The organism is Paenibacillus sp. LRG-1 (genome assembly GCF_057220305.1).
Genome location: NZ_CM170126.1, coordinates 403,093 through 429,813, shown reverse-complemented (window position 1 = coordinate 429,813; position 26,721 = coordinate 403,093). Strand labels below are relative to the sequence as shown.

Below are 26,721 nucleotides of genomic sequence, written 5' to 3'. Positions count from 1 at the left end.
AGTTGCCCCTTCATTAGCTGATGACTCCCTCTGGCTCGAATACCTCTGCAGGCCAGTGTAGTTCCACACCTTGGCGAAGAAGAACATTTTGAAAACATCCAAGATGCTCTGCTGATCGGCTCACTTCAATGGGATATACTTCGTTGGAGACACAGTAAGCCGCTAGGCTTCCCGCTGATTCTCCTATATTCCATTCTGTAGGATGCAATCGATAGCAGCCATTGGCTACTTGGGTCATCCCTATATTTTTGCAGGCAGGAAGTAAATTGCGCACTCTCACCGGAATAAGTGAGCCCAATGGAATTTCATAGGGATAGTTAGGGATGTAGAATGTTCGCTGAGATACCGTAGTTGGATGAAGATCCAAATGATAGCTACCTACACCTACACTGTCTGTATATCGCTTTGGCCCCTCTTCCCCCCGAAGCTCACGACTTACATCAAACTCAGATATCATATACTTGGCCTGAATTCGGCGTGACTCGCGAATATAAGCCGTTTTAGCCAGACCGTCAGATGTGCCGAGAATATCACCCCGTGGTCGAATGCCCGGATAGCCGAACCCTCCATCTAATCGGGGCGCTTCGGTTTGAAGCCAATATATTAATGAACGAGTCAACTCACGCGCTCCTTCTCGATGTTTTGCCTGCTCCTGAGCGGTGACACCGATCAATGGCCCTAGGTAATAATCATTTTGCGCCCAGTTTAAAAGAGTTACCTCACCATTATTTAGCGGTTCGCTCCATATCGAGGGATCTACAATACGACGATAATCCCATAAGGATACAATGCCCTGATCGTTAGGAAACAATGTGAACTGTTTTAGTTTACTGGTATCATCCGCGTCAGTAGCAAACCAGCTCAAAATCGGAAAACGGGAAAAGGAAGGAATATAATTTCTCCAGAAATCATATTGTTGCGGGCGCTCTATAATGAAGCTTTCCTGGGGAATATAGTCTACGGCAGCCACATGTGTGATAGATTGCATATCAAAAGGGTTAGCACACTCCAGTGCATGAGGTTCACCCGTAGCAGCCCGCGACTCCGCTCCACTCGTATGCTCCACGCCCGCCATTGGAAGGAGATCACCACACTCTGTCGCATCCAGATAAAACGTTCCGTGCAGCACTCTAAATCCACACTTATGATCAGAGCTATTCGAGGTACGGACAGTTACAGAAGTAATACAGTCCCCATCCGTCTGAACCGCAATAGGCACGGTGTGATAGTATACATGAACGCGCCCCGTATTCAAATAGGGAGCGAGCATATCTTCAAGCACCCGCAGCGCTACCCGTGGTTCATGGGCCAGACGGCTTACCCAACCGTTCCCAGGGTTGAGAATGGGATTATTCCTTGCTTCTTCGGTTAACGGATAGTTCTGACGGTAATAGTCACGCACACGATTACGGAACTCACGGTATGTTGCTGTGCATCCAAATTGTTCGATCCATCGATGCTCATCTGGGGGAACCGCCTGTGAAGTTAACTGCCCCCCTAACCAGTCCGTCTCCTCTGTCACGATGACTCTCATGCCAGCCTTCGCCGCCGCGAGAGCTGCCGATGTCCCCCCCAGACCCCCGCCAATCACAACAATGTCGGTATCAAGCCGTTTTTGCGTCATGGTTCGTTCCCCTTTCATTCTTGTACTAGGACCCGGTCATTTCGAATGCAAGCCGTGCAGCGCCGATGATTCCAGCGCGATTGCCCAACAATGCCCGACTTACTTCCGTTTGAACTCCAAGTTGGTGCAGATGCTTTTCCAGCATGGGCCACCAGACCTCTCCCGCGTCCGCTACTCCTCCGCCTACAATGATCGCCTCAGGATCAAGAGGCACCGAGATATTAGATAGAAGCACAGCTAAATCTGCGGTGTAATCATCCAGCACTTGGATTGCTTCCTGGTTACCGTAAGCAGCCTCTTTCACAATCTCGTTCCCTGAGCGGTACATTTTACCGACGTGTTCCCTACCTCGACGTAACAGGGCGCTCCCCGATACATATTGCTCGGCGCACCCTTTTTTTCCACAATTGCAGGGGTGTCCCCCCGGGAATAGAATACTGTGCCCCCAATCACCGCCACTCCAATGAGTCCCTCTGCACAAGTGGCCATTTTCCATATATGCACCTCCGACACCTGTTCCCAACGTGAGCATCACCAAGCGTCGCTTGCCCTTCCCCGCTCCCTGCCACGCTTCTCCAAGTAAAGCGGCGTTCGCATCATTATCAGCAACCGCTCGTAAAGCCAGTTTTTCTCTAGCCCACGTTACCAAGGATGTACCTTGCCAGCCAGGTAGGTTATCTGTGGCATACACAACTTCGCCGCTCTCCACATTTACTCGGCCAGCAGTAGCAATGCCTAGAGCGCCTACATCTATATGGGCACCGATGCTGGTATCTCCAAAAGAACGCAACAATCCGAGCACAGATTCTGACACCCGCGACAACACCCATTCACGTCCACGGGAAGCGTCCGTATCCAGCCGGATTTCATCAAGCACCGATCCGTCCGGTGCCACTATGGCGGCCTTCACCGATGTGCCCCCAATGTCGATTCCAATGACTCTGTTCACAGCAGCTGCCACCACACCAACCTCCTTGTTGCCCCACATAAAAGCTTACTAGCTCTTTGTACAAACCTTCTATTAGTAGCAATACATGAATAGCCATTCATATGCACCACAAACACAAGTCATTGAACTGTCAGAGCGCACAGTTTTCAATTCACAACTGAAAAATCTCAATAGCTTCGTTCAATAACGGCCCTCGCTGTTTTTTCCTTCATCTGTTTGGTGTGACTCGTGTGCTTGCGAGCAAGCCCTTCGCAGATGAGGTCAATCACGAATAGCTGTGAAATTTTAGCGCCGATTGAACCACCTTCTATCGGCGCTTCCTTGCCTGCGGTCAGCAATACGATATCAGCAATGGAGGTAATGGGTGATTTCGCATAATTCGTAATTGCGATAACAGTTGCACCGTTTTGCTTGGCTTTGTGCAGCATATCGTTCGTATCCAGCGTACTTCCTGATACACTGATGCCGATAGCGACATCACCCGGGTTCATGGATACCGCCATCATCGACTGAATATGTCCGTCTGCCACAGCCTCGGCGCGGCGCCCAATCCGTAAGAAACGATTTTTAGCATCCTGCGCGGAAATTCCCGAAGCGCCTACGCCGAAAAATTGAACATAGCCCGCTTGATCGAGACACGCAATCGCACGACCAAGCTCTGAATGGTCCAGCAGTCCCATACTGGAGTGCAAAATATCGAGCATGTTGTGATACACCGTACGCGTAATATCTTGTTCGTCATCTGGGTCGATGTTCTCCTCGCCCATATCGGTTTTACGATAAGTCTGGTTTTGTGCCAGGGACAGTCGGAAATCCTGATAACCTTTGAAACCAATTTTCCGACAAAAGCGCATCACCGTCGTTTCGCCTGTACCTGCAAAATCCGCCAGCTCCGTCACGGAGAAATATATGATATCTGCGGGATGCTCCAGTACGCATAAGGCGACTTTCTGCTCCGATTTCGTTAATGAAGGATAATACGTGTTAATTCGGTCGTTCATCTCCATAGATGCATTTCACTGCCTTCCTTGCGGCATCGGCAAACCGCTGCGTAATCAATTGGGGTCTGGTAATCGCCGAGCCTACAACCACTGCATGTGCTCCCATTCGGAATGCTTCCTCAACCTGCGCTGGATCATAGATTTTGCCCTCTGCAATTAAAGGAACAGGAACCAGTTCCGACGCTCTCCGAACCAGCTCCAGATCAGGACCCTCAATCTGAGTAGAGTACGGCGTATACCCAGATAACGTGGTGGATACGCAGTCTGCGCCAAGGGAGGCCGCATGAAGCGCCTCCTCCAGTGTCGATATGTCTGCCATGGAAGTGACTCCCTGCTCATGGGCATAATCTAGGAGCCTCTTCAGCTTACATCCCGCTGGGCGCGGTCGTAATGTGGCATCCAGCGCAATGATATCCACCCCTGCCTCCACCAGTTCCTCCATTTCACGAAGGGTGGGCGTAATGTAAATATCAGAATCATCATAATCCCGCTTAATCAAGCCAATCACTGGTAGAGAAATCGCCTGTTTAATCGCACGTACATCCGATGCGCCATTGGCGCGAATCGCTACAGCTCCACCTTGCTGTGCGGCATGCGCCATTTTGACCATAGAATCTGCTCCATGTAACGGTTCTCCTGGTAGCGCCTGACAGGATACGATCAGTCCGTGCTGAACTTTGGATAATACACCTTCCATTCCCATAGGAATCACCCTCTCTTCTCGGCATGATGCCGTACGGTTAATCCGACTTCAAAGGTGCGGTTCCACGGCATGTAGCAATCTATAATTTCCACGCGGCCTTCCGGCCCGTTCACATATTCATTGAGTGCCTGCTCCAGCCGTCCGCGAATAACCGCAGCTACCGAGCCTCTCGGTCCATCGAGCATAAACTTGGTAAAACCCATCTGCTCCACAATCCCGTTATTCATAGCCGTACGTACCACAGCGCAATAACAGGCATCCTCCGCGTAGCGCAGCGACAGAAAATCCAAATGTTCCTCCGTAGAGCCATAGTGGGTATACAGCATGGACTGAGCAATGACGGTGCCCAGCGTGTTAGAACTGGTATTCCAGCCTGCATAACCTGCCAGCTTAAAAAGCAGTCCTTTTTGCTTTAATAGTCTAAGTAGCTTGAGATCTGCGCCGTTGGCGTAGCCCACATCAGCAACTGCAACATTTTGACCTGCATATTGCAGCATATAAGAACCGTACTCAACCAGCTCTACTACATTCCGATGTACATCATATCCGGTCATTGCACGCTGCTGGGATGAAGCCTCTGCCATCGTGTCACCGGGTGTGTTAGCCAACAAAATCAAATCAGCCTCTGTTGCTGAGGAAGCTATCAGCCCACCTGCCGCCATAATCTGATATTTTAAGGTTTCGTAAAAATAGCGATCTTCAAAAAGCGGAACTACGAATGCCCCCTGCAAAGCAGACAATCGGGGATACACCAGTGGGACTACATTATTCATCTTGTTAACCCAACGAGCCAGCAACGTACAACCCACTTCATCTGCCCCCGGGTACATGTATACATTCAAATCCAGGCCAAGCTCAGAAATACGACTTCTTAGCCGCTGCTGATCCTTGGCGGTATAGCCGTAGGGAGCCGAATCATCCTGTGGGATGATCATAAAATCAATGATACCTTCTGCTACGAGATCCAGTGCAACTTCATTAGCCTCCAAATTCACATGGCGACGCCCCAGGTAATCATCCAGTATTTCCATTGGCAAACGCTCGTTTATATCAGCTAATTCGAGCAACTCTTCTGCGGTAGCGATCCCCAGCTCCTGACGATGCTCAATGAAGCCCTTTCGGAATATCTCACGACCCCAATCGGCATAGTAATCCGGTTCTTCATCAGCCAAAGAGTATTGCGGACAACGCATAATTAGTTGAAATGCATACAGAGTCAGTTGCGGATATAGTTGCTTTAGCCTGCGAAGCCGATTCACTCTATCTCTGACCTGCTCGCTCGACATACCGTGTAGTCGAGAAGGTACGATTCCTCCGTACAGCAACGTATCCATCGCAACAATAGCTCCATCAGCAGTAGCCGCGCGTTCTTCAAGCCATGCCCATAGTCTGGTCGTATCGCCAGGGGTTTTCTTTTGTCCCATCCATTCTAATGGGGGTCGCTCCATTTCCAAGTCTGTACCCTGTGCCAGTAAATAAGGAAATTGATAATTACAGGGCCGCTCATCCAGCGGTATAAAAAGTAATCGGGTGCTTGACTTCACCGTACGTTCCACCTCTCCTGAAAATTACCGTTATCCTAACGGCAAATGATTATTTTCAGGGCAGCTATGCTGCCTTGGTTTCATAATCCATCGCAAACACTCACAAGATCAGTCGATATTTGCCTTGTTCGTCCTGATCGACATAACCCCACTGCGCGGCAGCACGGATCGCCGGATTGCTACCCAGCCGAGCCTCCGCTTCTAAGCAAGCAGTGATACCGCGTCGCAGTTCTCCTGCGATTTCGTCCGTCTGAGGCGACGGATCTTGCCCGTCAACTACTTCGCTCGGCGTGCTGCTCTCCCCGGACTGTGCATCGTCCTGTCGCTCGCTGCTGAGCGCGGCTTGACGCAACACCTGCCATAGGCCCGCGTCCAGCTCGGCACGTTCCAGCCACGGTGCGGCCTGGGACACGAACCCTGCCGCCGGATCATCAGCAGGCACGTTCCGTAGGACGCTCACGGTCTGAAGCAGCCGCTCAAAGTACATATCCAGCGCAGGGATATCGCGCATTTGCAAAGCAAGATCCACGTCCTCATACGCGCTGCCGCCCAGTCGGCTGTTTCTGTTTTGACGACAGAAAAACATCAGTTCATCCGCACGCTCTCCCGCTAACTCCCGCGCAGCCCATTGCCAAGATAGCTCAGGCATATACCGTTCACTGTTCCACATATAGTGGGACATCGTAATGAGCGTTACTTTGGAGCATTCCCACTGATTCATCGGGTTGGCCACCATACCGGTATGTCCACAGTCTGGTAGCCCGGAATACCGTCCGCGCAGCGGATCAAGGAATAACCGATCATGGTCACAATCATTCACCGGGATGTTATCCCACAGCCACAGCTCATGTCCGAAGAACGCATGATTATCGGCGGCGTGCTCGCGACTAATCTGTGGGGCAAAAACAAAGTACCCCGTCCAGAACACCTTAATCTCCGGATGCAGCCGCTCGCGGAAGTCCTTTTTGTATTCGGTATCCCAATACGACCAATATTCCGAAGGACAGACTGTCAGTGTAAACTCAGGCAGCCGTTCAGCCAGCCATGTGTGAACCTTGTTCGTCAAAAAGACATGAGCGTGACCCGAGCGGCCCAGCAAATGTCGATTTTCCCCTTTGAGTACATAATCAATATCATCCATTAATACAGAAAAATGACGTACGCCAATCGCAATCACGTCCGCTAGCTTTTCCGTCAATTTAAGGAAATCTTCATCGCTGCCAAAGCTTAGGTCGTTCCCTGGACTGATACAGTAATGAAAATCAATCTCATGCCGTTCGCAGGCTTCCTTTAATTCGCGGATCTGGTCAAACGTATCCTCAGGGTACGGCTCTCTCCATAGCTCACGATGATATGGATCATCCTTGGGGGCATACATGAACGTGTTCATCCGATGCGCAGCCATAAAACGGACAGCATCCATCCGATCCGCGAAACTCCACGGTTTCCCATAGAAGCCCTCAATAATTCCTCTGACCGGGAAGGAAGGCTCATCCCGAATAGACATCACCGGCAGAGTACATCGCTCCTGTTCCACTTGAAGCAGGAGATGCAGGGCATCCATGCCGTATTTGAGCCCTCTTTTATTGGAAGCATGGACTTCAATCCGCCCGTCCTTCTGAATGTCCAACCGATATCCGTCTGCAGCAAGCGTTCCGTCATATTCGAGCACCAACTGCACGCTTCCCCGTGTTTCAGTCGGTACACCCGGTCCTGGAGGCACAATAAGCTTGATCGGTCCCTCGGGGTCCAGCACACCTTCATACTCCTGATTCATTGCAAAGCGAGAGGACAGTTCACAGACCAGACGCGGTTCGGAGATAACCAGCCTTTCCCCGCTGTCATACACATCACGAAAATAATATTGTATCTCCTGCGGTGATAACCCTACACCCGAATGAGGCCCCATTCCTTTGGACAATTTCATCGCAATCATCTCCTTCCATTCACAGGCTCTTCGTAGCCATGACTACTGGCTTATCCTTTTACCGCTCCAGCCAAACCTTCCATATAGTAGCGCTGTGTAAACAGGAACAATATAATGATCGGCAGTACCGAAATCATTGTGCCTGCAGCAATCCAACCGAAGTTATAGGCAAATTGACCGTTGAGATACGTGAGCGCAGCTGCCAGCGGATATAGCTCCGTATCATTTAAAATAACGATAGGCCACAGAAAGCTGTTCCAGAACGACATCGCCTCCAACAGAGAAATTACAGCGAGCGCCGGCTTGACCAGCGGAAGCACCAGCTGCCACCAAATTCGAAACTCCGAAGCGCCGTCCATTTTACCGGAATCACGCACATCAGTGGGGATATGAATAAACGTCTGTCGCATTAGAAAAATGTTGAACACGGAGACTGCCCCGGGCAACACCACACCCAAATATGTATTGCCCAGATGGAGCCCTTGAATGGTCAGATAATGCACAATAAATGCGGTGTAGGAAGGAATAATCATCGTGGCAATCAGCAGCGTAAACACCAGATTTTTACCCTTAAAACGAAATACAGCCAAGGGATATCCCGTCAGACTGGCGAGTACCACATTGAGCACAACGCCCAACACCGTAATGATGACCGTATTCAGCATATACTTTGGAAAATTCATGAACTGCCACACCTGAACATAGTTGTCGAAATCGATAAAGGTCGGAAAAATAGCGGGCGGCGTTGAAAAAATGTTACGACCTGGCATGAGGGATACGCTGAGCAGCCATAGGAACGGTCCCATTAAAAAGAGGGCGAGTAGCACTAGAAGCACGTAGATGACCGTCATTCTCAGCATTCGAGCAAGACTGCGCATGATGCGGCTGCTTTCCTTTTTAGGAAGAGATGAGCGTAGCATTTTGTCATCCTTTAGATTCATCAATAGGGATTGACACCGCCTTTCCTATTGAATCGGAATACGATAATACTAAGTACGGCAATCATTGCACCGACAATTAAGCCAAGCGCAGAAGCATATCCAAAATTGAACTGCTCCATGCCCTTTTGAAAAATATACAAGCTGGATGTCAACGTGGCCGTTCCCGGTCCACCCTTGGTTAGTACATATACTTCATCAAATACACGAATAGCTGACATGAGTGATATAAGGGTACAGAACAAAACGTAAGGTCTTAACAGTGGAAGAGTAATATGAACAATCAGACGCCATCGGCTTGCTCCGTCGACTCTAGCGGCTTCGTACAGATCTTGAGGAATATTTTGTAATCCAGCCAGATAGAGCATCATATAATACCCGAGTCCCTTCCACATTGTGATGAACATCAGTACATACAAGGCCAAGTTGCTGTCCGATAACCAGTGTATGTCTTTGCTAATCAAGCCGACCTGCATGAGCAAGTAGTTCACTACGCTGTTATTGCCCAATAGCCAGCTCCAAATTAAGGCTACAGCTACCATCGAAGTCACAACAGGGATGTAGTAGGACGTACGAAATATTTTAATTCCCGGGATACGGCTGTTCACAAGCACAGCCATCAGGATGGAGAAAATTTGGAGAAAGGGGACAATGAGCACGTACAACAATGAGTTCCAAATTGAAATAAGAAAGTTACGGTCCTTAAACGCCGCTTCAAAATTATCCAAGCCGACAAAATGGGTATCTGATATGACAGAGTAGTCTGTCAATGCCAGCGGGATGCTGTAAATAATAGGCCAAAATACAAAGACGGCAAGCAATAACAGTCCTGGCGTCATAAAGGCCCAGGCCGTAAAGGACTCCGACCTTAACCATTTGATCATGCTGCATCACCACCTGATTTTGATAAATGAACAGGGGAGTATTCATTTACTCCCCTGTCAAACCTATTGCTTTAAAATATCGTTCACTTCCTGCTCCAGGGCAGTAAGCGTCTGCTTCGTATCCGTGCCGTTCAATACAATATTTTGCAAAGCTCGCGCGATGGCACTGTTCACATCTTTGGCATTAGGCACACCGACCATATAATCTGTCGCCTTATCCAAGCTTTGCGCGGATACTACCTTGGCTTGTGCTTCTAATGATTTGTCAGACTGAGTAAAATATGGATCTTTAATGGAGTCTTTCGTGGAAGGTAGTGTATTCGCCGCTTTAGAAAAAGCTGTTTGACTCTCTGCGTTTGTCAAGAAAACAGCAAATTTCACTGCTTCGTCCACATGTGCAGACTTAGCAGGTACGACCAGGTCCATGGAGTTGGAGAGCCGCACATCAGCTTTACCGGTTGGGACAGGAACAGCAATTGTGTTCTTATAAACATCCGGCGCTGCCGTTTTGATAAAATTGATGAACGTTGGGCCTGCCAGCTCGAAAGCAACCTGCTCGCCGGCATAATATTTCACTTGTTGTGAGAAGTCAGCGTCTTCCTTGAGTACAACGCCATCTTCCATCTGTTTTTTTAGATTATCAATCATGGTGACTGCTTCTGGTGTATTGAACGCCGCTGCTGTCTTTTCTTTATTTAGAATGGGAATGCCGTCCACAGCGAAAAGCTTGGATACAAGTTGCTGAGCATAGCCTGCTTTGCCAATTTTTCTATTGATCTGACGGCCCCACTCAGACAATTCCTCCCGGGTTTTGGGCGGATGAGCAGGGTCCAATCCGGCGGCTTTGACCAGCTTTGTATTCATGTAAAGCACTTCTGTACCGGTATACCAGGGTAGCGCATAAGCTTTACCGTTAATGACTGTGGAATTATAAATACCCTCGAAATAAGCAGCCTTTTCCTCGGGCGACAAATGCTCATTCATATCAACAACAGCACCCTTGGAGCCCATTTGGCTAGCAAATTCTGTATTGAGATTGACTACATCCGGACTGCTGTTGCTAGCGATACTTGTCAACAGCTTGTTGGTCACTGCATCATAAGGGTAATCCTTCCAGTCAATTTTGACATTGGGGTTCTTCTGCTCATAATCGGCAATCACCCGATTGAAATACGGGGTAAATGTAGGTTGTAGTGCAATGGTCCAAAATTGCAGTGTTACTTTCCCTCCGTCAACCTTTTCCGACTTTGATCCTCCACCACCGCAGCTGCTCAGCAGTACAACCAGCGCCAGCATAGATACAAGCAACCGTAACCTGCCTTTCGCTTTCTTTGTCACATGGTGACCCCCTTGTTCTTAGTTGATTAAGGCAAATTATAGCAGAAATACCGCTAAAGAAGGAACGTTTTTTCAATAAAATAAATTTAGAAGGAATAATTTTTCTTTTATTGGATACAAAAAAGACGCCTCTTCAGCAGAGACGCCATTTTCCTAAATCAACCCGCAAAGGGTTCACATCTATTAATAGTATGGGGCCATGAAAACGTACACCAGTACCCCAGTCAAGCTCACATATAGCCAAATTGGCATCGTCCAGCGCGCAATCTTACGATGTTTTGCTACCTGCATCGTCCATCCCCATACAACCGTGAACAGTGCCAGCGGTACAATAATCGCAGCCAGTATGCTATGCGAAATCAACAGCGTAAAGTAGATCGGCCGAAGGATACCCACCCCACCATATTTTGCAGTTTCCGGCGAAATGTAGTGAAAGGTCAGATAGGAAAATAAAAATAAAACGGTACTGGCGAAGGCCAGCAAAACAAAGGTTTTATGAAGCTTAATGTTCTTTTTGAAAATAGCAACCAGTGCAGCCACCAGAAAAATAAACGTGAAGCTGTTAAAAATCGCATTCAGCCTTGGGAAAATAGTGAGATCAAAACTCACACTACCCTGGTATCCGATCGGCGAAAAGAACAGCAGCAAAATAATCACGTTGGCTATAATGGAAACGGTGATAATCAAGGCTGTAAAATTACGATTGCTCGTTGGAACGTACTGCTTGTCCTCACTCGCTTTATTCATCATGAGCGTCTCCTTCGTTAAATTCAGGTTTTCGTTACTGTTGTAGTCATAACCATAATATATTATATAGAACTCATGGACAGCCTGTGAAGTGACAACAGTATGAACAATTTCACAGCCATCTGTCAGAAAATATGCTTCAACATTTGAAAATAGCCCTTTACTTCCCTATATCAACGGTAGAATGCATTGATTTTACAAGCTTTATACACACAAAAAAACACCGGGAAGGTCTGATTACCCGCTCCGGTGTTGTATCGGTTATGCAATTAAGCAGCCTTGATGATCCATATTCATTGTTGCCATACGTCACTGTATTCCTGATGGCGCTTGAACAGAGCAAGCGCGTACGAGCAAGCAGGAATAACCTTTTTATGCTGATTCCTTGCCATATCAACCACTCGGTCGATGAGCTCCTTGCCGATTTTTTGACCCCGTAACTGCTCGGATACAAATGTATGGTCAATGACCAATGAGTGGTCATCTATGGATTTATAGCCTACTTCTGCAACTACCTGTCCATCATCCACCATGACTACTGCATGGTCCTCCTCGCGAATTTGTCTCATGAAACCAATCTCCTTTCTGACTGAAGAAAATCCCGTTACAACTCCATGCTAACGAATTACTGCAATCACTTCATGCCGACGCTAGATATCCTTATCATTCCCCTATTTAGGAATCAGCGAAACATCACATACGAGGATTTTGCAAAAATCCCATAAGCGACTTCCAATGAACAAGATATAGATCGAAATGGTTTAGTTCGTCTATATCTTGCACTTCGGAGCGACTGGAATCGAATTTTTCAAAATCCCGATACATAAAATAGGATCTATCGTCGACACTATATTTATTCCAATTAAGGCAAGGGAGGTGCTGCGTTGCGTACGGAATTAAAACCTGTAATCCCGTTTGAACCGGAACTGAGCGAAAAAGTACCTGTAGATCCGGGCCTTTGGCGTTACGAAATAAAATGGGACGGTACGAGAATTTTGACGTATCACGACCAGGGCAGCACACGCCTGTTTAACCGCAAGCAGCATGAACGAACGCTTTTATACCCGGAGCTTGCTCTCTTCCCCTCCTACTGTAAGGCTGATTCGGTCATATTGGACGGGGAAATGATCGCACTCGGTGCCGACGGTAAGCCATCGTTCCATGAAATTATGCGACGGGATCTGATTCGTCGGACGGATCGAGTTCAGTCAGCCTATGAAGCTGTACCCGCTACTTACATGTTGTTTGATATTGTTTATCTGAACGGGGAGTGGGTTCATCTTAAACCGTTACAGGAAAGGCTTGAACTGCTGCATCAGATCATCATACCGAATGAACGGATTCAACTAGCTCCCGCTCATCCTGATGGACAAGCTCTATTTCAGGTCATGTGCAGCCAAGGAATGGAAGGCATTGTGTGTAAAAAGCTGGATAGTCCGTACACATTGGGCGGAAAGGACGGACGTTGGCTCAAGGTCAAAAATTATGGCGATATCATTGCCGTTATCGGTGGCTATACCCTAAACGGAGGCATTATCAATGCTGTGTTGCTGGGCCAATATGATAAACAAGGAATGCTGCGCTATATCGGGCATGTGGGGACGGGTAAGCTGACTCGGGAAGATTGGCGTCAGCTTACCGAGCGCCTGCTACCACATATCATATCGGAGCGACCTTTTAGCAATAAACCGGATCGGCATCAAGACGCATTTTGGGTGAAACCCATGTATACCGCCAAGGTTCAATATAGTGAATGGCGGTGGCAAGAAGGACGTACCCTGCGTCAGCCCTCCATACAAGCCTTTGTGAATCAGGGCCCCGATCAGTGTATCGGCCCCTGGATGTGACGTTTTACAGATATATTTTCAAAAAAATGCGGAACAAAGTTTGTATAAATCATTGCAACCAGTGGTTAATTAAATTACAGTTAACTAATTAACTACATCGAGGTGGATCGCATGTTCTTTTTTTTGGACTCCGAAATTCGTCAACTGGCCTATAATCTCTTTCCAGGTGGCAATAAACCGATTGGTGTTTTGGTAGATTTATTTTCCATAACGTATGAAATACGTAAAAACATGGAAAAACGTTCGCGTGAATTTGGTCTGTCCTACGGGCAATATATCGCGCTTTGTGTACTTTCAGCGCAAAGAGATGAAATGTCATCTCCTTCTGCTTTGGCTGAAAAGATGGGGGTAAGCCGGGCAGCAATCAGTTCTATGGTTATTTCTCTCGAACAAGAGGGATTCATTAATAAATATGACGATCCCAATGACAAGCGGGGAGTGTTCGTGTCCCTGAACGATAAAGGAAGAAGTAAAATTCAACAGATGGACCCCTTTTTCGTAGGGCTGGCTTCACGTCTGATGTCAGACTTTAGTGAGTCGGAAATCTGTCAGTTCCAAACCTATTTGTCACGCGTACGTTCTGCGTTTGAAGATGTCAAAGGTTCGCGTCTAACCGACTCCAGAGAGGAGAGAGAAAAATGGTGCGAAGACTGAGACAAAAACTGTTCGTCAAACTTGCCCGCATATCGGCTGGCAGAATGGTAGCTGCGTCCGATTTCAAACCTTCGCATTCTCCCAAAGTACATCGGAAAGAAAGGATCATTCCCACCTCTGTTGGTGACTCCAGGGTGATTGTATATGAACCTTCTCACCGGTCTGCTGATCCACTCCCTGTATTTGTGAATTTCCATGGCAGCGGCTTTGTAATGGGCAGCGCCGAAATGGATGATCCCTGGTGTCCGGTCATTGCTGAACGTGCGAATTGCGTTGTCGTTAATGTCGATTATCGCTTGGCCCCGGAGCATAAATTCCCTATCCCGCTACAGGAAAGCTATGATGTGACCCAATGGTTGTACGAGCATCCTGATGTGCTCAACGTAGATCCTCAACGCATTGCGGTCGGGGGACACAGTGCAGGTGGTAATCTAGCGGCAGCGCTGTGTCTTATGGCCCGGGATCGCAAGGAATTTCCGATTATATATCAGGTACTGGATTACCCACCATTAGATATTGCTACAGATCCCAAATTGAAGCCCCAATTCGAGAAAGCGATTCCGCCACGAGTAGCAAAAATCTTTAATGAAAGTTATCTGCACTCACCAGATGAGGCGCGGAATCCGTTAGTTTCCCCCCTTTTTGCAGAATCACTACATAATCTCCCTCCTGCTCTGATCATAACCGCGGAGTTGGACTCCTTGGCTGACGAAGCCGAGTTGTACGCCAAACGGCTGATTGAAGCAGATGTGCCCGTGACGTATAAAAAATACATGGGTGCCGCACATGCATTTACCCATAGCGGCGATCTCGCTGTAGCTGAAAACGCCTGGCACCTGATGAGCGATCAGTTGAAATTGGCATTTGAATTCCGCATCGGAGACGTCCTGGCAGAACTGAAGAAATAGAAATAAGCCTCCTGCTTCCACTGCCATTATGCAGGGGTTCAGGAGGCTTATTTTTTATCCTTACAAACTGTTAAAAGCGTCAGTCAATACAGGCACAATTTGCGATTTTCGCGATACAACGCCTTTTAGAACAGCCTTGTTGTCATCCAACTGTACATTATAGGCTTTCTCAACCGCTTGTGCTTGGCTTCCCAGGGCAATACCAATGGAATCACTGTTCACAATGTCTGTTACAACGAACAGGAACAGATCGAGATTTTTGGCCTCAATGGTTTGGGATAATGCAACTTCTAGGTCAGCTTGACGCGATAGCACATCGTTGACGTCTACTGCGTTCACTTGAGCAATTTCCACTTTGCGACCATTCATCTGAAATTCTTTGGCATCCAGACTTACTAACTGTTCAATGGTGTGACCACTCAAATCAGCCCCCGCTTTAAGCAAGTCAAATCCGTAACGATCTGCATCCACACCAGCAATTTCAGCCAGTTCACGAGCAGCAGCCACGTCTTGATCCGTGCAGGTTGGGGATTTGAACAACAGGGAATCGGAAATAATCGCGGACAACATTAGACCTGCGATTTCTTTCGGAATCGCTACACCATTTTCCTTGTAGAGCTTGTTCAAAATGGTGGCTGTGCAACCCACTGGCTCAGCGCGGAAGTATAACGGCTGGCTTGTTTCAAAGTTAGCGATCCGGTGATGGTCGATGACTTCAGTTACACGTACTTTGTCAATATCAGCGGCGCTTTGCTGGCGCTCATTATGATCGACCAAAATGACGTTGTCCGTTTCAGCAGCAACCTGCTCAACTAGACGTGGCGCGCTCACTTTGAAATAATCCAGTGCATACTGCGTTTCCCCGTTCACCTCGCCCAGACGAACCGGCTCTACGTCCGCGCCCAGTTTGGTTTTTAAGTCTGCATAAGCAATAGCTGAGCAAATGGTATCCGTATCCGGATTTTTATGCCCGAAAATCAATGTTTTTGCCAACATAATCGACTCCTTTGCCTTAGGCATTTTACATGATTGTGAAACCTCAACAATTCCAATGCAGATTATATCATTAAATCTCGCATTCTCCCATTCCCCTTCGATTGTTTTCAAAAATAATCTAGTAAATTCATAACATTTCCATGGAATCTATATGTGATGTTACCCTTATTTTTTCTAAAAATATAAAAAACATATAGTAATATATCCCACCAATATGGTAAGATATGCCTCAAAACTGGCAAGTTAGTCACCAGTGGTCAATTCTATTATTTTAGATATTAAGGGAGGCGTGAGAACAACGGCAGTGGCTTCAAATCCTAGTATGTAGACATATCATATTTTGATTGAAAAGAGGGAAATCTTTGAAAAAGCCGATCATTTTGCAAAAAATACCTGTCGTATCACTCGCTCTTGCCTTGACGGTAAGCTTGTCTCTGCCGTCTGTCAGTTCTGCTGCTACCGCAGATCTGCAAATCAACTCATTTTTGGAAGCTCAGCAAGCATTGACTATTGAGGCGGCTCCGGCCTTCATTTCGCCAGAGCTAAGCACCGATTCTTCCCGCCAGGTCAGAGTCATCGTACAGCTTGATGGTGAGCCCTTAGCCGTGGACAAGTATGCGGCACGTTCAGGCTTCCAAGCTTTCACAGCTCAATCTGAGCAAAAAGCGGAATCCGCGATTGCCACCGAGCAAACTACGTTCGTAGACCAAGCCGCTGAGCATGGTATTTCTCTTCAGGTGAATTACCAGTACAACACGGTGCTTAACGGCTTGGAGGTCACACTACCAGCCAATAAGATTCCAGAACTGGCTAAACTGCCAGGTGTAAAATCCATTCATGAAAACAAAACGTATTATTCCATCCCCGTACAGGACCCGCCAACACTTACAGCTAGTGGAGCCACTTATGATAACGCACCGCTGGACCAGATTGGTGTTCCTGAAGCCTGGGCCAAAGGATTGAATGGCGAGGGAATCAAGGTCGGGGTTATTGATACTGGTATCGATTATGAGCATCCGGATTTGAAAGAAGCCTATAAAGGCGGATATGACTCTTTTGAACAAGACAACGACCCTTACGAGGAACCGTTCCTTGAAAAAGAAAATGACCCATACGGCACAGGTTTTAGCGGAACGACACATGGTACTCACGTCTCCGGCACAATTGCCGGTAAAGCCGCAAATAAATCCTCGGATATTGTGCAAAAGGGTATTGCCTATAAATCGGACTTATACGTGTATAAAGTGCTTGGACGCAATACCAAGACGGGACGCTCCTCCGGTTCCTCCGCACAGGTCATTGATGGCATTGAACGCGCTGTCAAAGATGGTATGAACGTCATTAACCTGTCGCTGGGCTCGGATTCCGAAAAGGATCCGAACTCCCCCGACTCCATTGCTATTAATAATGCTGTACTTTCCGGCGTAGTCGCGGTCATAGCGAATGGTAATGCGGCACAGGAAGGCCCCTATTTTTATTCCATGGGTTCTCCCGCAACATCACAGTTGGCGATTTCCGTCGGTGCAGCCACTTCGCCGAGCAAAAGCTTCTCGGGTACAGCTTCGGTCACCCGTGACTCCTATTGGGAGGCTAACGGTGAATTGAAAAAGACCGTAACTGATGATGCTTATGTACATTATGATTTTAATTTGATGGGCTGGGAGACAGGCAGAGAAGACTTTGCCTCCATTTTGGGAACTGCCCCTTATGAGCTCGTATATGCGAATCTGGGGCAACCTGATGATTTTGAAGGGAAAGACGTAGCAGGAAAAATAGTCCTCGTTTCACGCGGCAACTTGGCATTCGTGGATAAAATCGCAAATGCGAAAGAAAACGGTGCGAAGGCTGTAATCGTTTTTAATGGGAATACGAAAGCGGGCGACATCACCAAAGCTGATTTAGGGGAAAGTATTTCAGGTCGTAATGACTACGTAAATTCCAATTTGGGTGACAGCTTTGACTTTATTCCGACCTTTGACATGAAAGGTAAGGAAGGGCGCGCGCTGGCTAAACAACTTGTGGACAATGCTGGAGAGAAGTTCTCCGTCTCCTTTGGGGCAGATTATATTCGTACAGATAATGCAGGCGATACGATGGCCGGTTTCAGCTCCCGTGGACCGAACGGAGATGAACTACTCAGCATCAAGCCGGATGTGAGCGCACCGGGTGTGGGCATTTTATCAACCTACCCTGCCTTCGCCAAGTTCTATCCGGATGCATCTTATGAGCAAGCCTACAAACGCAGCAACGGTACAAGTATGGCGTCTCCGCATGTGGCTGGACTTGCTGTGCTGCTGAAGCAACAGCATCCAAACTGGACACCGTTTGATATCCGCGCTGCTCTGGCAAACACTTCGGTTACACTCTTTGATGAGGATAAAATCCAATATGATGTGTATTCCCAAGGTGCAGGCCTTGTAAACATCGCTAATGCGATTCAGACGCCAGCCCTGCTGGAAACCGTCGAAAAGATTACGATTCTCGACAAAAACTTTAATCGGCAGGAGGTTGTGAATTACAATCCTTCCGCCAGCTTCGGGGTGTTACGACCTGGTAGTGATGCGAAGCAGATTCAGCTTCAACTCAAAAACTTGTCGGCTAACACTGTGCAATATGAAGCCAGCACCGTTTTACATGATAATGTAACCTCTGATCCAACTAAGCCGATTGCTACACCTGACGTGAGCAACATTGCCGTTCAGTTGCAAGGTGTGGGCGCGAATGGAGCAATCTCGGCAGAACCGGGTAAATCGCAACCGTTCTTCCTGTCTGTACAACCAAATTCAGGTGCAGCCACAGGTGTATATGAAGGGGAAGTTATTCTGAAAAGCGCCGGACTGCCAACACTTCATCTGCCGTTCGTCGTTCATGTAGGCAAAGAAAATCCAACAACTGGCTTCGGCTTGCAGGACTTGAGTGTCACCAACCCGATTATTTATCCGAGTCGTACAGGTGCTCAACGCTCAACAGATTTGGCATTCCGCCTGACCACAGATAAAACCAACCAGATCGCGCTTTATGTATACGGCGTTGATGATAAATTAATTGGTCTTATTGACGGCATTACGACTTCAAAAGAACAAGGAGCCAACGCTCGCCTCAAACAAGGCGCATATTCCTTCAAGGATATTGACGGAAGTTACGTCGAATTAGATGACAATGGAAAACCTGTTCTGGATGCTAACGGTCAGCCCGTGATTCAGCATTTGAAGGACGGCGTATACAAGCTGGAAGTCAGTTCTCCAGAACTGAATAAAGACGGCGAAGTCGTACGCAATACCGACGGTCCTAAACTCTTCACCGCCACTAAAGCTATCCGTGTGGATAATAGCGCCGCATCCAGCGGTAGTGTTGGAGGCAGCGGTGGTGGAGGTGGCGGCAGAAGCAATACTACACCTTCTGCTGCAACGAACACATCCACTCCTGTCTCTACATCTGCACCTTCACTTCAAAGCGTTGTGAAACAAGGGCAGGCTGTTAAAACTGTCACTACAGCCGTTGCATTGAACAATAATGTACAGTCGCTGACAGTAACCGAGGCAGATTTACAGGGTGCCGTGACAGCAGCAGGTTCCAGCCCGACAGCTATTGTACTGTCGGCTACTAGCCAAGCAGGCCAAACGACGAAAGCATCGCTCACTTCCACACAACTGGTAACGTTGGGCAAGGCTGCAGCAGGAAGCAGCTTGATTGTAAGCAATACAGGCTCTTCTTTGGCTTTGCCAGTATCCGCTCTGAAAAATGTTCCTGCTGGTGCAGGCATTGAAGTGATAATCAGCAGCCAGAGAGAGGCGAGTGGCACTTTTACAAGTAAGCTGAAAGGCTCCAATGTGATCGGCACCCCGGTAGGGTTTGAAGCTAATGTTGTCACTGGTGGCAAGAGTCAATCGCTCAAAGTTGCTCCAGGACAGTTCATAAGCAGATCCTTTACCGTACCTGGTCAAATTGATTCCAATACAGCCGGTGTACTTTATACGGCAAACGGAAATGTCTATCCCGTTCCATCCGTCTTCACCAAGCAGGCTGATGGATCTACCGTCGTCAAGGTAAGCCGACCGGGCTTCTCGACGTATGCAGCGGCGACACGTCCCGTTAGCTTTGAAGATATTTCATCGTCGTATGCCCAATCCGAAATTCAATCGCTGGCGAACAAGTTGCTGATTAACGGCACGACCGAAACGACTTTCTCACCGAAGAAGAACGTGACACGTGCAGAATTTGCAGCCCTGGTAACTCGGGCACTCGGCCTGACACCGGGTACTGCTGCACCATTCAGTGATATCCCGGCAGGTAGTTGGTACTCCGGCGATGTAGCAGCCGCTTATGAAGCTGGATTGATTACGGGTCGCAGCAGCGACAAGTTTGATCCGAACGCTAATATCAGTCGTCAAGAAATTGCTGTCGTGCTGGGTAAAGCTGTAGATCTGCTTCAAATCAAAGCAGCAGTCGATGGCCCTGCACGTACACCGTACCATGATGCTTCATCCTTTGCAGGCTATGCCAAGGACAGTATTGAAAAAGTAAGTGCAGCAGGTATCATCAACGGAGAAGCGATTAAAGGCTCCTCCTACTTCCAGCCGAATGCACCTACAACCCGTGAGGCATCTGCCAAGGTGCTGCATGTGCTTTTACAGAAAGCTTCGCTGATTAACTAACAATAGAAAAGCCTCCCGAGCCGTGTTATAACCAAAGCTGCGGTTCGGGGGGCTATTTTTATGTTACGCCATAATCTTAAATACTATACTGTTCCCGCTAAAGGTAACGTTACTTTGAATACACTTCCCGTTCCCGGTGTGCTTTCGGCCGTAATGTTCCCGCCGTGTGCTTCTACGATAGACTGTGTAATGGCCAGACCAAGGCCCGCCCCGCCTGAGCTACGTGTACGCGATTCATCTCCACGATAAAAACGCTCAAATATCCGCTCCAGCTGTTCTTTACTCATGCCTGGTCCGTTATCACGAATTTGGATATCCACCAACTTCTTACCTGCAGACAGGTTTACCTGGATCACACCTCTTTCCAAATCGGTATGCTGAACAGCATTGTGAAACAAGTTGAGCACTACCTGCTTGATTTTATCCCCCTCTGCCAATATCCGTATACCTGCCGTCATATCAAAAACCACTTTACGTGTACCTGCCAGCATAAGGAGCTGCGGTTTCATTTCCAGCAGCAACGCATCTAGTGATATGTCTTCCAGCTTCAACTCCGGTGTTCGATCCAGCTTAGCCAACAATAGTAAATCAGAGACAAGTTTATTCATCCGCTTGGATTCACCATACATACTTTCTAGTGCCGACAGAAGCTGCTTCGGATTAGATGCCGCCCCACGAAGCAGCACTTCCAAGAAGCCGTGAATAGACGTGAGCGGGGTGCGCAGTTCATGGGAAGCATCCGCAATAAATCGTCTCATCTGCATCTGCAATTCTCGTTCGGCAGCAAAAGAATGCTCCAGCCGTTCCAGCATCCCGTTAAATGAAACCGCCAAACGATCCACCTCATACTGCCCTTGCTCTGAGTCAAAGCGTTCGGCCAGATTGCCCGCATCAATACGTTTGACTGCCTCGACCATCCTGGAAAGGGGCACCAACGTGCGGCGCAGCACAGGAAGCATAAGCGCCAACCCAATCGCAAGCGCAATCAGAGACAATAAAATAAAGGTGCGGAGCTGGTTAATCAATTGCTCTTGCATAGAAGTCGTGGATACGCCCATTTGAAGTAAACCGGACGAACGGTCAGGTGGACCGAGCGGACGGAATACAACCAGTTGCTCTTTCCCCTGAGCATCCGTGATTAATTGATAGCCGTGGCGCATGCGTTTGCTCTGCTGCATTGCATGATATTGCTCAGTGGTGAGACGTGGCGGCTTAAGTCCGTTTTCGTTGGACAAGCTCTGGAAAGTGCCGTCTGTATCTATAGAAGCGAGCGACATATCCGGCCAGAACAAAAACGGCCCCGGTCGATTATTCCTCCGATTGGTTTGTTCTTGGGGAGCGGTTACCCCACCCTGCTCCTGCGAATCCTTAATCAATAAATCGGCAGGAATCGAATTCAACTGCGTATCCATAGCTTCTGCCCGACTGCGATACAGAAAATCTTTCATCAGAAAATATTGTAGAAAACCAATCAATACGAGCAGCAAAGCCAAAATGAGTAACGTTCTGGCCAAAAGCTGGGACCGGAGAGAACGAAGCGCATATTTTCTCCGACTTTTCCCGCCCGCCTTCATAGCAGATCCACCCGGTAGCCCACACCGCGTAGCGTACGAATGACCCGGTGCTCCTTGTCTTTGAGTTTTTCACGTAAGGAGCGAATGTACACCTCAACAATATTATCCTCTCCCCCAAAATCGTACCCCCATACCCGGTCCAGAATACGACTTTTACTCAGCACAATCCCGTGATTAAGCACCAGAAACTTCAATAGTTCATATTCGGTAGGCGACAGCTCCAGCACCTGACTCTGATAACGAATTTCCTTGCGTCGATCATCCACTTGAAAGGGGCCGTGAACAACCTCCCCCAGCAGATCGGGGAACTGATTGCGCAAGCGTGCTTCAATGCGAGCCAGCAGCTCATTAAAACTGAAGGGCTTTACGACATAATCATCCGCGCCGAGTTTTAATCCCTTTACCCGATCGTCTACATCATCCTTGGCGGTCAGCATAATGACCGCGATGTTATCCTCCGTCTCCTTGAGACTTTGGCACACCTCAAAACCGTTCATTTCCGGCATCATCACATCCAGCACCGCTACATGCGGACGAAACTCTCTTGCCAAATCGAGCGCTTTACTCCCGTTCTCGGCGGTTCTGACTTCATATCCTTCATTAATCAGTCCAAGCTCTAAAAATTGCAAAATATGAGGCTCATCATCTGCCAGCATAATTTTAACTCCGTGTATTGGATTCATTATTAATCTTCCCTTTCATGTTGCCGCATTTTTCTCATAAAAAAGTCAGTTCATTTTTTACCTGTATCTAATATACCTGAATCCTGTCGCAAAAAAAGTACCTCTGCTCAGCTTTCAGCTAACGTTCAGGGAGCGCTCAGAACCCATTAAGGTACGTATGGCATGATAATAGCAAGCCGGTAGTTCACCGGGCCAAGATCAGAAGCGACTGGTCATTCCGCAGTCCTGAAGATAGCGGCTAGAACAACGGAATAAATACAAAGAATTTTCACAGGGAGTGGAATGAACATGATTAAGAAATGGTTTAAGACCAGGGCGGACATCCCCCTGATCATCATTATGCTGATATCCGCATTTTTGAACGGATACAACATCTGGCAAGACAAATATGTAAACACCTACTATACGACAGCCGTAGCAAGCATGCTACAGAGCTTCCACAACTTCTTTTTCGCCTCACTTGATTCTGCCGGATCGGTAACGGTAGACAAACCGCCTGTGGTTTTCTGGATTCAGACACTGAGCGCCTATATATTCGGGCTTCACGGATGGAGCGTTATCTTGCCACAAGCGCTGGCTCAGGTCGGATCAGTCTTGCTCGTTTACTTACTCGTCAAACCGAGCTTTGGTACGATAGCCGCACGATCGGCCGCCTTCGCTATGGCAACGACACCGATAGCCGTAGCGGTTAGCCGCACGAATAACATCGACGCTATGTTGGTTTTCACACTGTTGCTCGCAACATGGCTATTGTTCAGAGGCATTAGAAATAGCAAAACCGGGCTGATCCTTGCTGCTTTCGCAGTCGTAGGCATCGCCTTTAACGAAAAAATGTTGCAAGCCTATATGATCGTTCCCGCATTGGGTCTGTTCTATCTGTTGGCCTCCAAGTTTAACTGGAAGCGAAAAGCAGTAACACTGGTAGGATCAGTAGTTGTCCTCCTGATCGTATCGCTCTCCTGGGCAGTCGTAGTGGACTCCACTCCGGCAGATGAACGCCCTTATATGGGGAGTAGCGGTACGAACTCTGTGCTGAATTTGGCCTTTGGTTATAACGGCCTGTCCCGTCTGACAGGAGATCAGGGTACAGGTGGCAATCGTGGCGGTGAACGCACGGATCGGAACAATAACGCTACAACGAATAGCAGCAATACGAACACAGATCAAGCTCAGACGACTACAACATCGGACAGCACTACCACTACGGATGACTCTGGTGCCAACAACATGGCAGCAGGCGGATTCGGTGCAGGTGGTCAAATGCCACCGGGTGGATTTGGCGGCAACGGACAAGGTGGTCCTGGAGACGGGCAAGGTGGCCAGGGTGGTCCAGGCGGTGGACCGGGAGAAAATTCCGGTGGCGGCATGTTCGGCACTGGCGAAAAAGGACCTTTGCGGTTGTTCCAATCTTCCCTGTCAGGTCAAGCCAGCTGGCTGCTTCCATTCGCATTGATTGCTTCCATCGGTCTGCTTGCAAGCATTCGACGTCGTAATATCACACAAAAACACAAAGAGGTCATCTTCTGGCTGGCCTGGTTGATTCCCGTAGCTGCGTTTTTCAGCGTAGCAGGATTCTTTCATCATTATTACCTGATTATGCTCGCGCCACCAATTGCAGCGCTCTTTGGAGCAGGATTCGTAGAATTGTGGAAGCAGTATCGTGAGCGTTCCAACTGGCTCTCCTGGCTGTTACCCGCAGCAGTATTGGCAACCTCGGTATTTAGCTGGTTTGTTTTGCAAAATTACAACGATACCATTGGCAGCGGCTGGTCCATCGCGGTATTGATCTTAGGGATCGTCGGCACGGTGCTGCTGATAGTAGCACGAATGAAATCTGAGAAGTTCACAAGATTCGCCATTATTGCAAGTGTACTCGCTATGTTTATCGGTCCTGCGTACTGGGCATTGACACCGATCATCTACGGGGGGAACAGCATGATTCCACAAGCCGGACCCACTCAATTTGGCGGTGGTGGTGGCGGAATGCCGGGCGGCAATGATCGCAATAGAGGTCAGAGCGCCAATGGACAACAAGCCGAAGGAACTCAAACGAATAACCAGACCAATAATGCAGAGAATTCCAGCCCTGACGGTAATACTTCAGGCACACAAACAAGTACAGACACGGAACAAAAATCTTCTACCCGTTCCAGAGGAATGGGGGGACCCAACGGTAGCCAAAGTTTAGATCAAAAAACGTTGAGCTACTTGCAAAAAAATAACACAGGTGAAACCTACCTTTTTGCAGCAAGTAATTATTCAACGGCTGCTCCTTACCTGGTCGAGGCCGGACAAAAAGTAATTATTATGAACGGTTTTGTATCTTCCGATCCAGTCTATACCGTCGATAAAATCAAGGCGCTGGTCGAAAGCGGCCAAGTGAAGTACTTCATGATTTCTGGTGGAGGTGGCGGACCAGACGGCGGTAACTCTGAAGTCACTGCATGGATCAAAGAACACGGCAAAGTGATTCCTACAGATGAATGGAAAACAACAACAGGCGAAACAAGTACAGACGTTAAAGCAACTGAGAGCGGAAGCGACACCACGAACAGCAATGCGAACGCCCAGGATGGTCAAGGTGGCCCTGGCGGAGACGAACGTGGCGGAAGCGGTACTTTATACGAAATCACATTATAAATGAGGAGGAACTACGAATGAGTGAACCCATCCGTTATTCCATAGTTATTCCGATGTACAACGAGGAAGCCGTTATTACGGAAACCTACCGGAGGCTGAAACAAGTTATGGGCTCGATGGGTGAGCCCTACGAGCTGATCTTCGTAAATGATGGAAGTTCGGACCGCAGCGTCCAATTGATCAAGGAATTCAGTCTCAGAGATGACACCATTGTATTGATTGATTTCTCTCGCAATTTTGGTCATCAGCTAGCGATTACTGCCGGGATGGATTATGCGGTGGGGGAGGCGGTCGTCGTCATTGACGCCGACCTCCAGGACCCGCCGGAACTGATTGTTGAGATGGCTAACAAGTGGAAGGAAGGCTATGAAGTGGTCTACGCCAAACGACTCAAACGCAATGGCGAGACTCGCTTCAAGAAATGGTCTGCCAGCCTCTTCTACCGTGTACTTAAAGCATCAACGGATATTAATATCCCGGTCGACACCGGGGACTTCCGCCTAATGGATCGCAAGGTCATAGAAGAATTGAAACGGCTACCGGAAAATAACCGATTCGTTCGTGGACTGGTCAGCTGGATCGGTTTCAAACAAACTGCTGTAGAATATGAGCGCGACGAGCGGCTCGCAGGCGAAACCAAATATCCGTTGAAACGAATGATCAAGCTCAGTCTGGACGGGATCACATCCTTTTCGATTAAACCGCTCAAGCTGGCAGGGTATATCGGTGCACTTCTATCCATGTCCGGCTTCCTGTATCTGATGTACGTACTGTTTCTCAACTTTTTCACCGACTCCTATGTGATGAAGGGCTGGTCGTCTATGATCAGCATCAGCCTGATCTTCGACGGGGTGATCCTGATCATTCTCGGTATTATGGGTGAATATGTTGGACGCATTTATGACGAAACCAAAGCACGTCCGCTTTACATTGTCCGTGAGCATCTGGGTGGACAATACGAAAACGGTCCGACGCATGCTATGAAAGTCCCTGAACCCCGTGACTCCCTGTACATGAAAGGAGCCCGTGAGAGCCTGATTTCGACAGGACGCACAGTGCGCGGCAACAGTGCGGTATATACCGGACCCAAATCCGGTCATGGAGCCTAA

General features: G+C 48.2%; 20 protein-coding genes. 6 read left to right on the top strand and 14 right to left on the bottom strand.

Annotation, left to right across the window (positions count from 1 at the left end; genetic code table 11):
* Window positions 1-13: 13 nt before the first annotated feature.
* The 11 genes from ACUUJN_RS01850 to ACUUJN_RS01800 form a co-directional block, all read right to left on the bottom strand.
* Window positions 14-1,624, bottom strand: a complete 1,611-nt coding sequence (locus ACUUJN_RS01850) for an FAD-dependent oxidoreductase (protein WP_484669208.1) — start codon at window positions 1,622-1,624, stop codon at window positions 14-16.
* A gap of 25 nt (window positions 1,625-1,649) precedes the next feature.
* On the bottom strand, window positions 1,650-2,612 hold the full coding sequence (locus ACUUJN_RS01845) for an ROK family protein (protein ID WP_049828451.1): 963 nt from the start codon (window positions 2,610-2,612) through the stop codon (window positions 1,650-1,652).
* A gap of 128 nt (window positions 2,613-2,740) precedes the next feature.
* The gene (locus ACUUJN_RS01840; RefSeq protein WP_053324461.1) at window positions 2,741-3,580 is read right to left on the bottom strand and encodes a MurR/RpiR family transcriptional regulator; all 840 of its coding nucleotides are present in this window, start codon (window positions 3,578-3,580) and stop codon (window positions 2,741-2,743) included.
* The gene (locus tag ACUUJN_RS01835; RefSeq protein ID WP_484669207.1) at window positions 3,558-4,277 is read right to left on the bottom strand and encodes an N-acetylmannosamine-6-phosphate 2-epimerase; all 720 of its coding nucleotides are present in this window, start codon (window positions 4,275-4,277) and stop codon (window positions 3,558-3,560) included. The genes ACUUJN_RS01840 and ACUUJN_RS01835 overlap by 23 nt, the downstream gene beginning before the upstream one ends.
* Before the next feature lie 5 nt (window positions 4,278-4,282).
* A complete protein-coding gene (locus ACUUJN_RS01830; protein WP_484669206.1) occupies window positions 4,283-5,821 on the bottom strand; it encodes a DUF4127 family protein in 1,539 nt (512 codons plus the stop codon).
* A gap of 100 nt (window positions 5,822-5,921) precedes the next feature.
* Window positions 5,922-7,748, bottom strand: a complete 1,827-nt coding sequence (locus ACUUJN_RS01825; protein WP_484669205.1) for a protein O-GlcNAcase — start codon at window positions 7,746-7,748, stop codon at window positions 5,922-5,924.
* 50 nt (window positions 7,749-7,798) lie between these two features.
* Window positions 7,799-8,689, bottom strand: a complete 891-nt coding sequence (locus ACUUJN_RS01820) for a carbohydrate ABC transporter permease (RefSeq protein WP_023986649.1) — start codon at window positions 8,687-8,689, stop codon at window positions 7,799-7,801.
* A complete protein-coding gene (locus tag ACUUJN_RS01815; RefSeq protein WP_013308405.1) occupies window positions 8,689-9,570 on the bottom strand; it encodes a carbohydrate ABC transporter permease in 882 nt (293 codons plus the stop codon). Before ACUUJN_RS01815 ends, ACUUJN_RS01820 begins: the two co-directional genes overlap by 1 nt.
* Before the next feature lie 63 nt (window positions 9,571-9,633).
* Window positions 9,634-10,908: an ABC transporter substrate-binding protein gene (locus ACUUJN_RS01810; RefSeq protein ID WP_025721754.1), complete on the bottom strand. Its 1,275-nt coding sequence runs from the start codon at window positions 10,906-10,908 to the stop codon at window positions 9,634-9,636.
* 183 nt (window positions 10,909-11,091) lie between these two features.
* Window positions 11,092-11,658, bottom strand: coding sequence for a DUF420 domain-containing protein (locus tag ACUUJN_RS01805; RefSeq protein ID WP_013308403.1), 567 nt, complete (start codon window positions 11,656-11,658; stop codon window positions 11,092-11,094).
* A gap of 290 nt (window positions 11,659-11,948) precedes the next feature.
* Window positions 11,949-12,224, bottom strand: a complete 276-nt coding sequence (locus ACUUJN_RS01800; RefSeq protein ID WP_013308402.1) for a GNAT family N-acetyltransferase — start codon at window positions 12,222-12,224, stop codon at window positions 11,949-11,951.
* Between the two features lie 315 nt (window positions 12,225-12,539).
* Between ACUUJN_RS01800 and ACUUJN_RS01795 the strand changes: the two genes are divergently transcribed.
* The 3 genes from ACUUJN_RS01795 (at window position 12,540) to ACUUJN_RS01785 (ending at window position 15,064) form a co-directional block, all read left to right on the top strand.
* On the top strand, window positions 12,540-13,502 hold the full coding sequence (locus ACUUJN_RS01795) for an ATP-dependent DNA ligase (RefSeq protein WP_341057083.1): 963 nt from the start codon (window positions 12,540-12,542) through the stop codon (window positions 13,500-13,502).
* A gap of 111 nt (window positions 13,503-13,613) precedes the next feature.
* Window positions 13,614-14,156, top strand: a complete 543-nt coding sequence (locus ACUUJN_RS01790; RefSeq protein WP_023986644.1) for a MarR family winged helix-turn-helix transcriptional regulator — start codon at window positions 13,614-13,616, stop codon at window positions 14,154-14,156.
* Complete coding sequence (locus ACUUJN_RS01785; RefSeq protein ID WP_053324455.1) at window positions 14,141-15,064, top strand: alpha/beta hydrolase; 924 nt, start codon at window positions 14,141-14,143, stop codon at window positions 15,062-15,064. Before ACUUJN_RS01790 ends, ACUUJN_RS01785 begins: the two co-directional genes overlap by 16 nt.
* A 60-nt stretch (window positions 15,065-15,124) precedes the next feature.
* On the opposite strand, the gene ACUUJN_RS01780 is transcribed toward ACUUJN_RS01785, so the two are convergent.
* Window positions 15,125-16,060, bottom strand: coding sequence for a manganese-dependent inorganic pyrophosphatase (locus tag ACUUJN_RS01780; RefSeq protein ID WP_269321404.1), 936 nt, complete (start codon window positions 16,058-16,060; stop codon window positions 15,125-15,127).
* 362 nt (window positions 16,061-16,422) lie between these two features.
* On the opposite strand from ACUUJN_RS01780, the gene ACUUJN_RS01775 reads away from it, so the two are divergent.
* Window positions 16,423-20,715, top strand: coding sequence for a S8 family serine peptidase (locus ACUUJN_RS01775; RefSeq protein ID WP_484669204.1), 4,293 nt, complete (start codon window positions 16,423-16,425; stop codon window positions 20,713-20,715).
* Between the two features lie 83 nt (window positions 20,716-20,798).
* On the opposite strand, the gene ACUUJN_RS01770 is transcribed toward ACUUJN_RS01775, so the two are convergent.
* Together ACUUJN_RS01770 and ACUUJN_RS01765 are read right to left on the bottom strand one after the other, a co-directional pair.
* On the bottom strand, window positions 20,799-22,289 hold the full coding sequence (locus ACUUJN_RS01770) for a sensor histidine kinase (RefSeq protein ID WP_484669203.1): 1,491 nt from the start codon (window positions 22,287-22,289) through the stop codon (window positions 20,799-20,801).
* A complete protein-coding gene (locus ACUUJN_RS01765; RefSeq protein ID WP_013308395.1) occupies window positions 22,286-22,972 on the bottom strand; it encodes a response regulator transcription factor in 687 nt (228 codons plus the stop codon). The genes ACUUJN_RS01770 and ACUUJN_RS01765 overlap by 4 nt, the downstream gene beginning before the upstream one ends.
* A gap of 288 nt (window positions 22,973-23,260) precedes the next feature.
* Here ACUUJN_RS01765 and ACUUJN_RS01760 point away from each other — a divergent pair, with 288 nt between their 5' ends.
* Both ACUUJN_RS01760 and ACUUJN_RS01755 read left to right on the top strand, forming a co-directional pair.
* Window positions 23,261-25,612 carry a glycosyltransferase family 39 protein gene (locus ACUUJN_RS01760; RefSeq protein WP_484669202.1) on the top strand — a complete coding sequence of 784 codons (2,352 nt, stop codon included), beginning with the start codon at window positions 23,261-23,263 and terminating at the stop codon, window positions 25,610-25,612.
* Between the two features lie 17 nt (window positions 25,613-25,629).
* Entirely contained in the window at window positions 25,630-26,721 is a 1,092-nt protein-coding gene (locus tag ACUUJN_RS01755; RefSeq protein ID WP_160788965.1) for a glycosyltransferase family 2 protein, read from the top strand.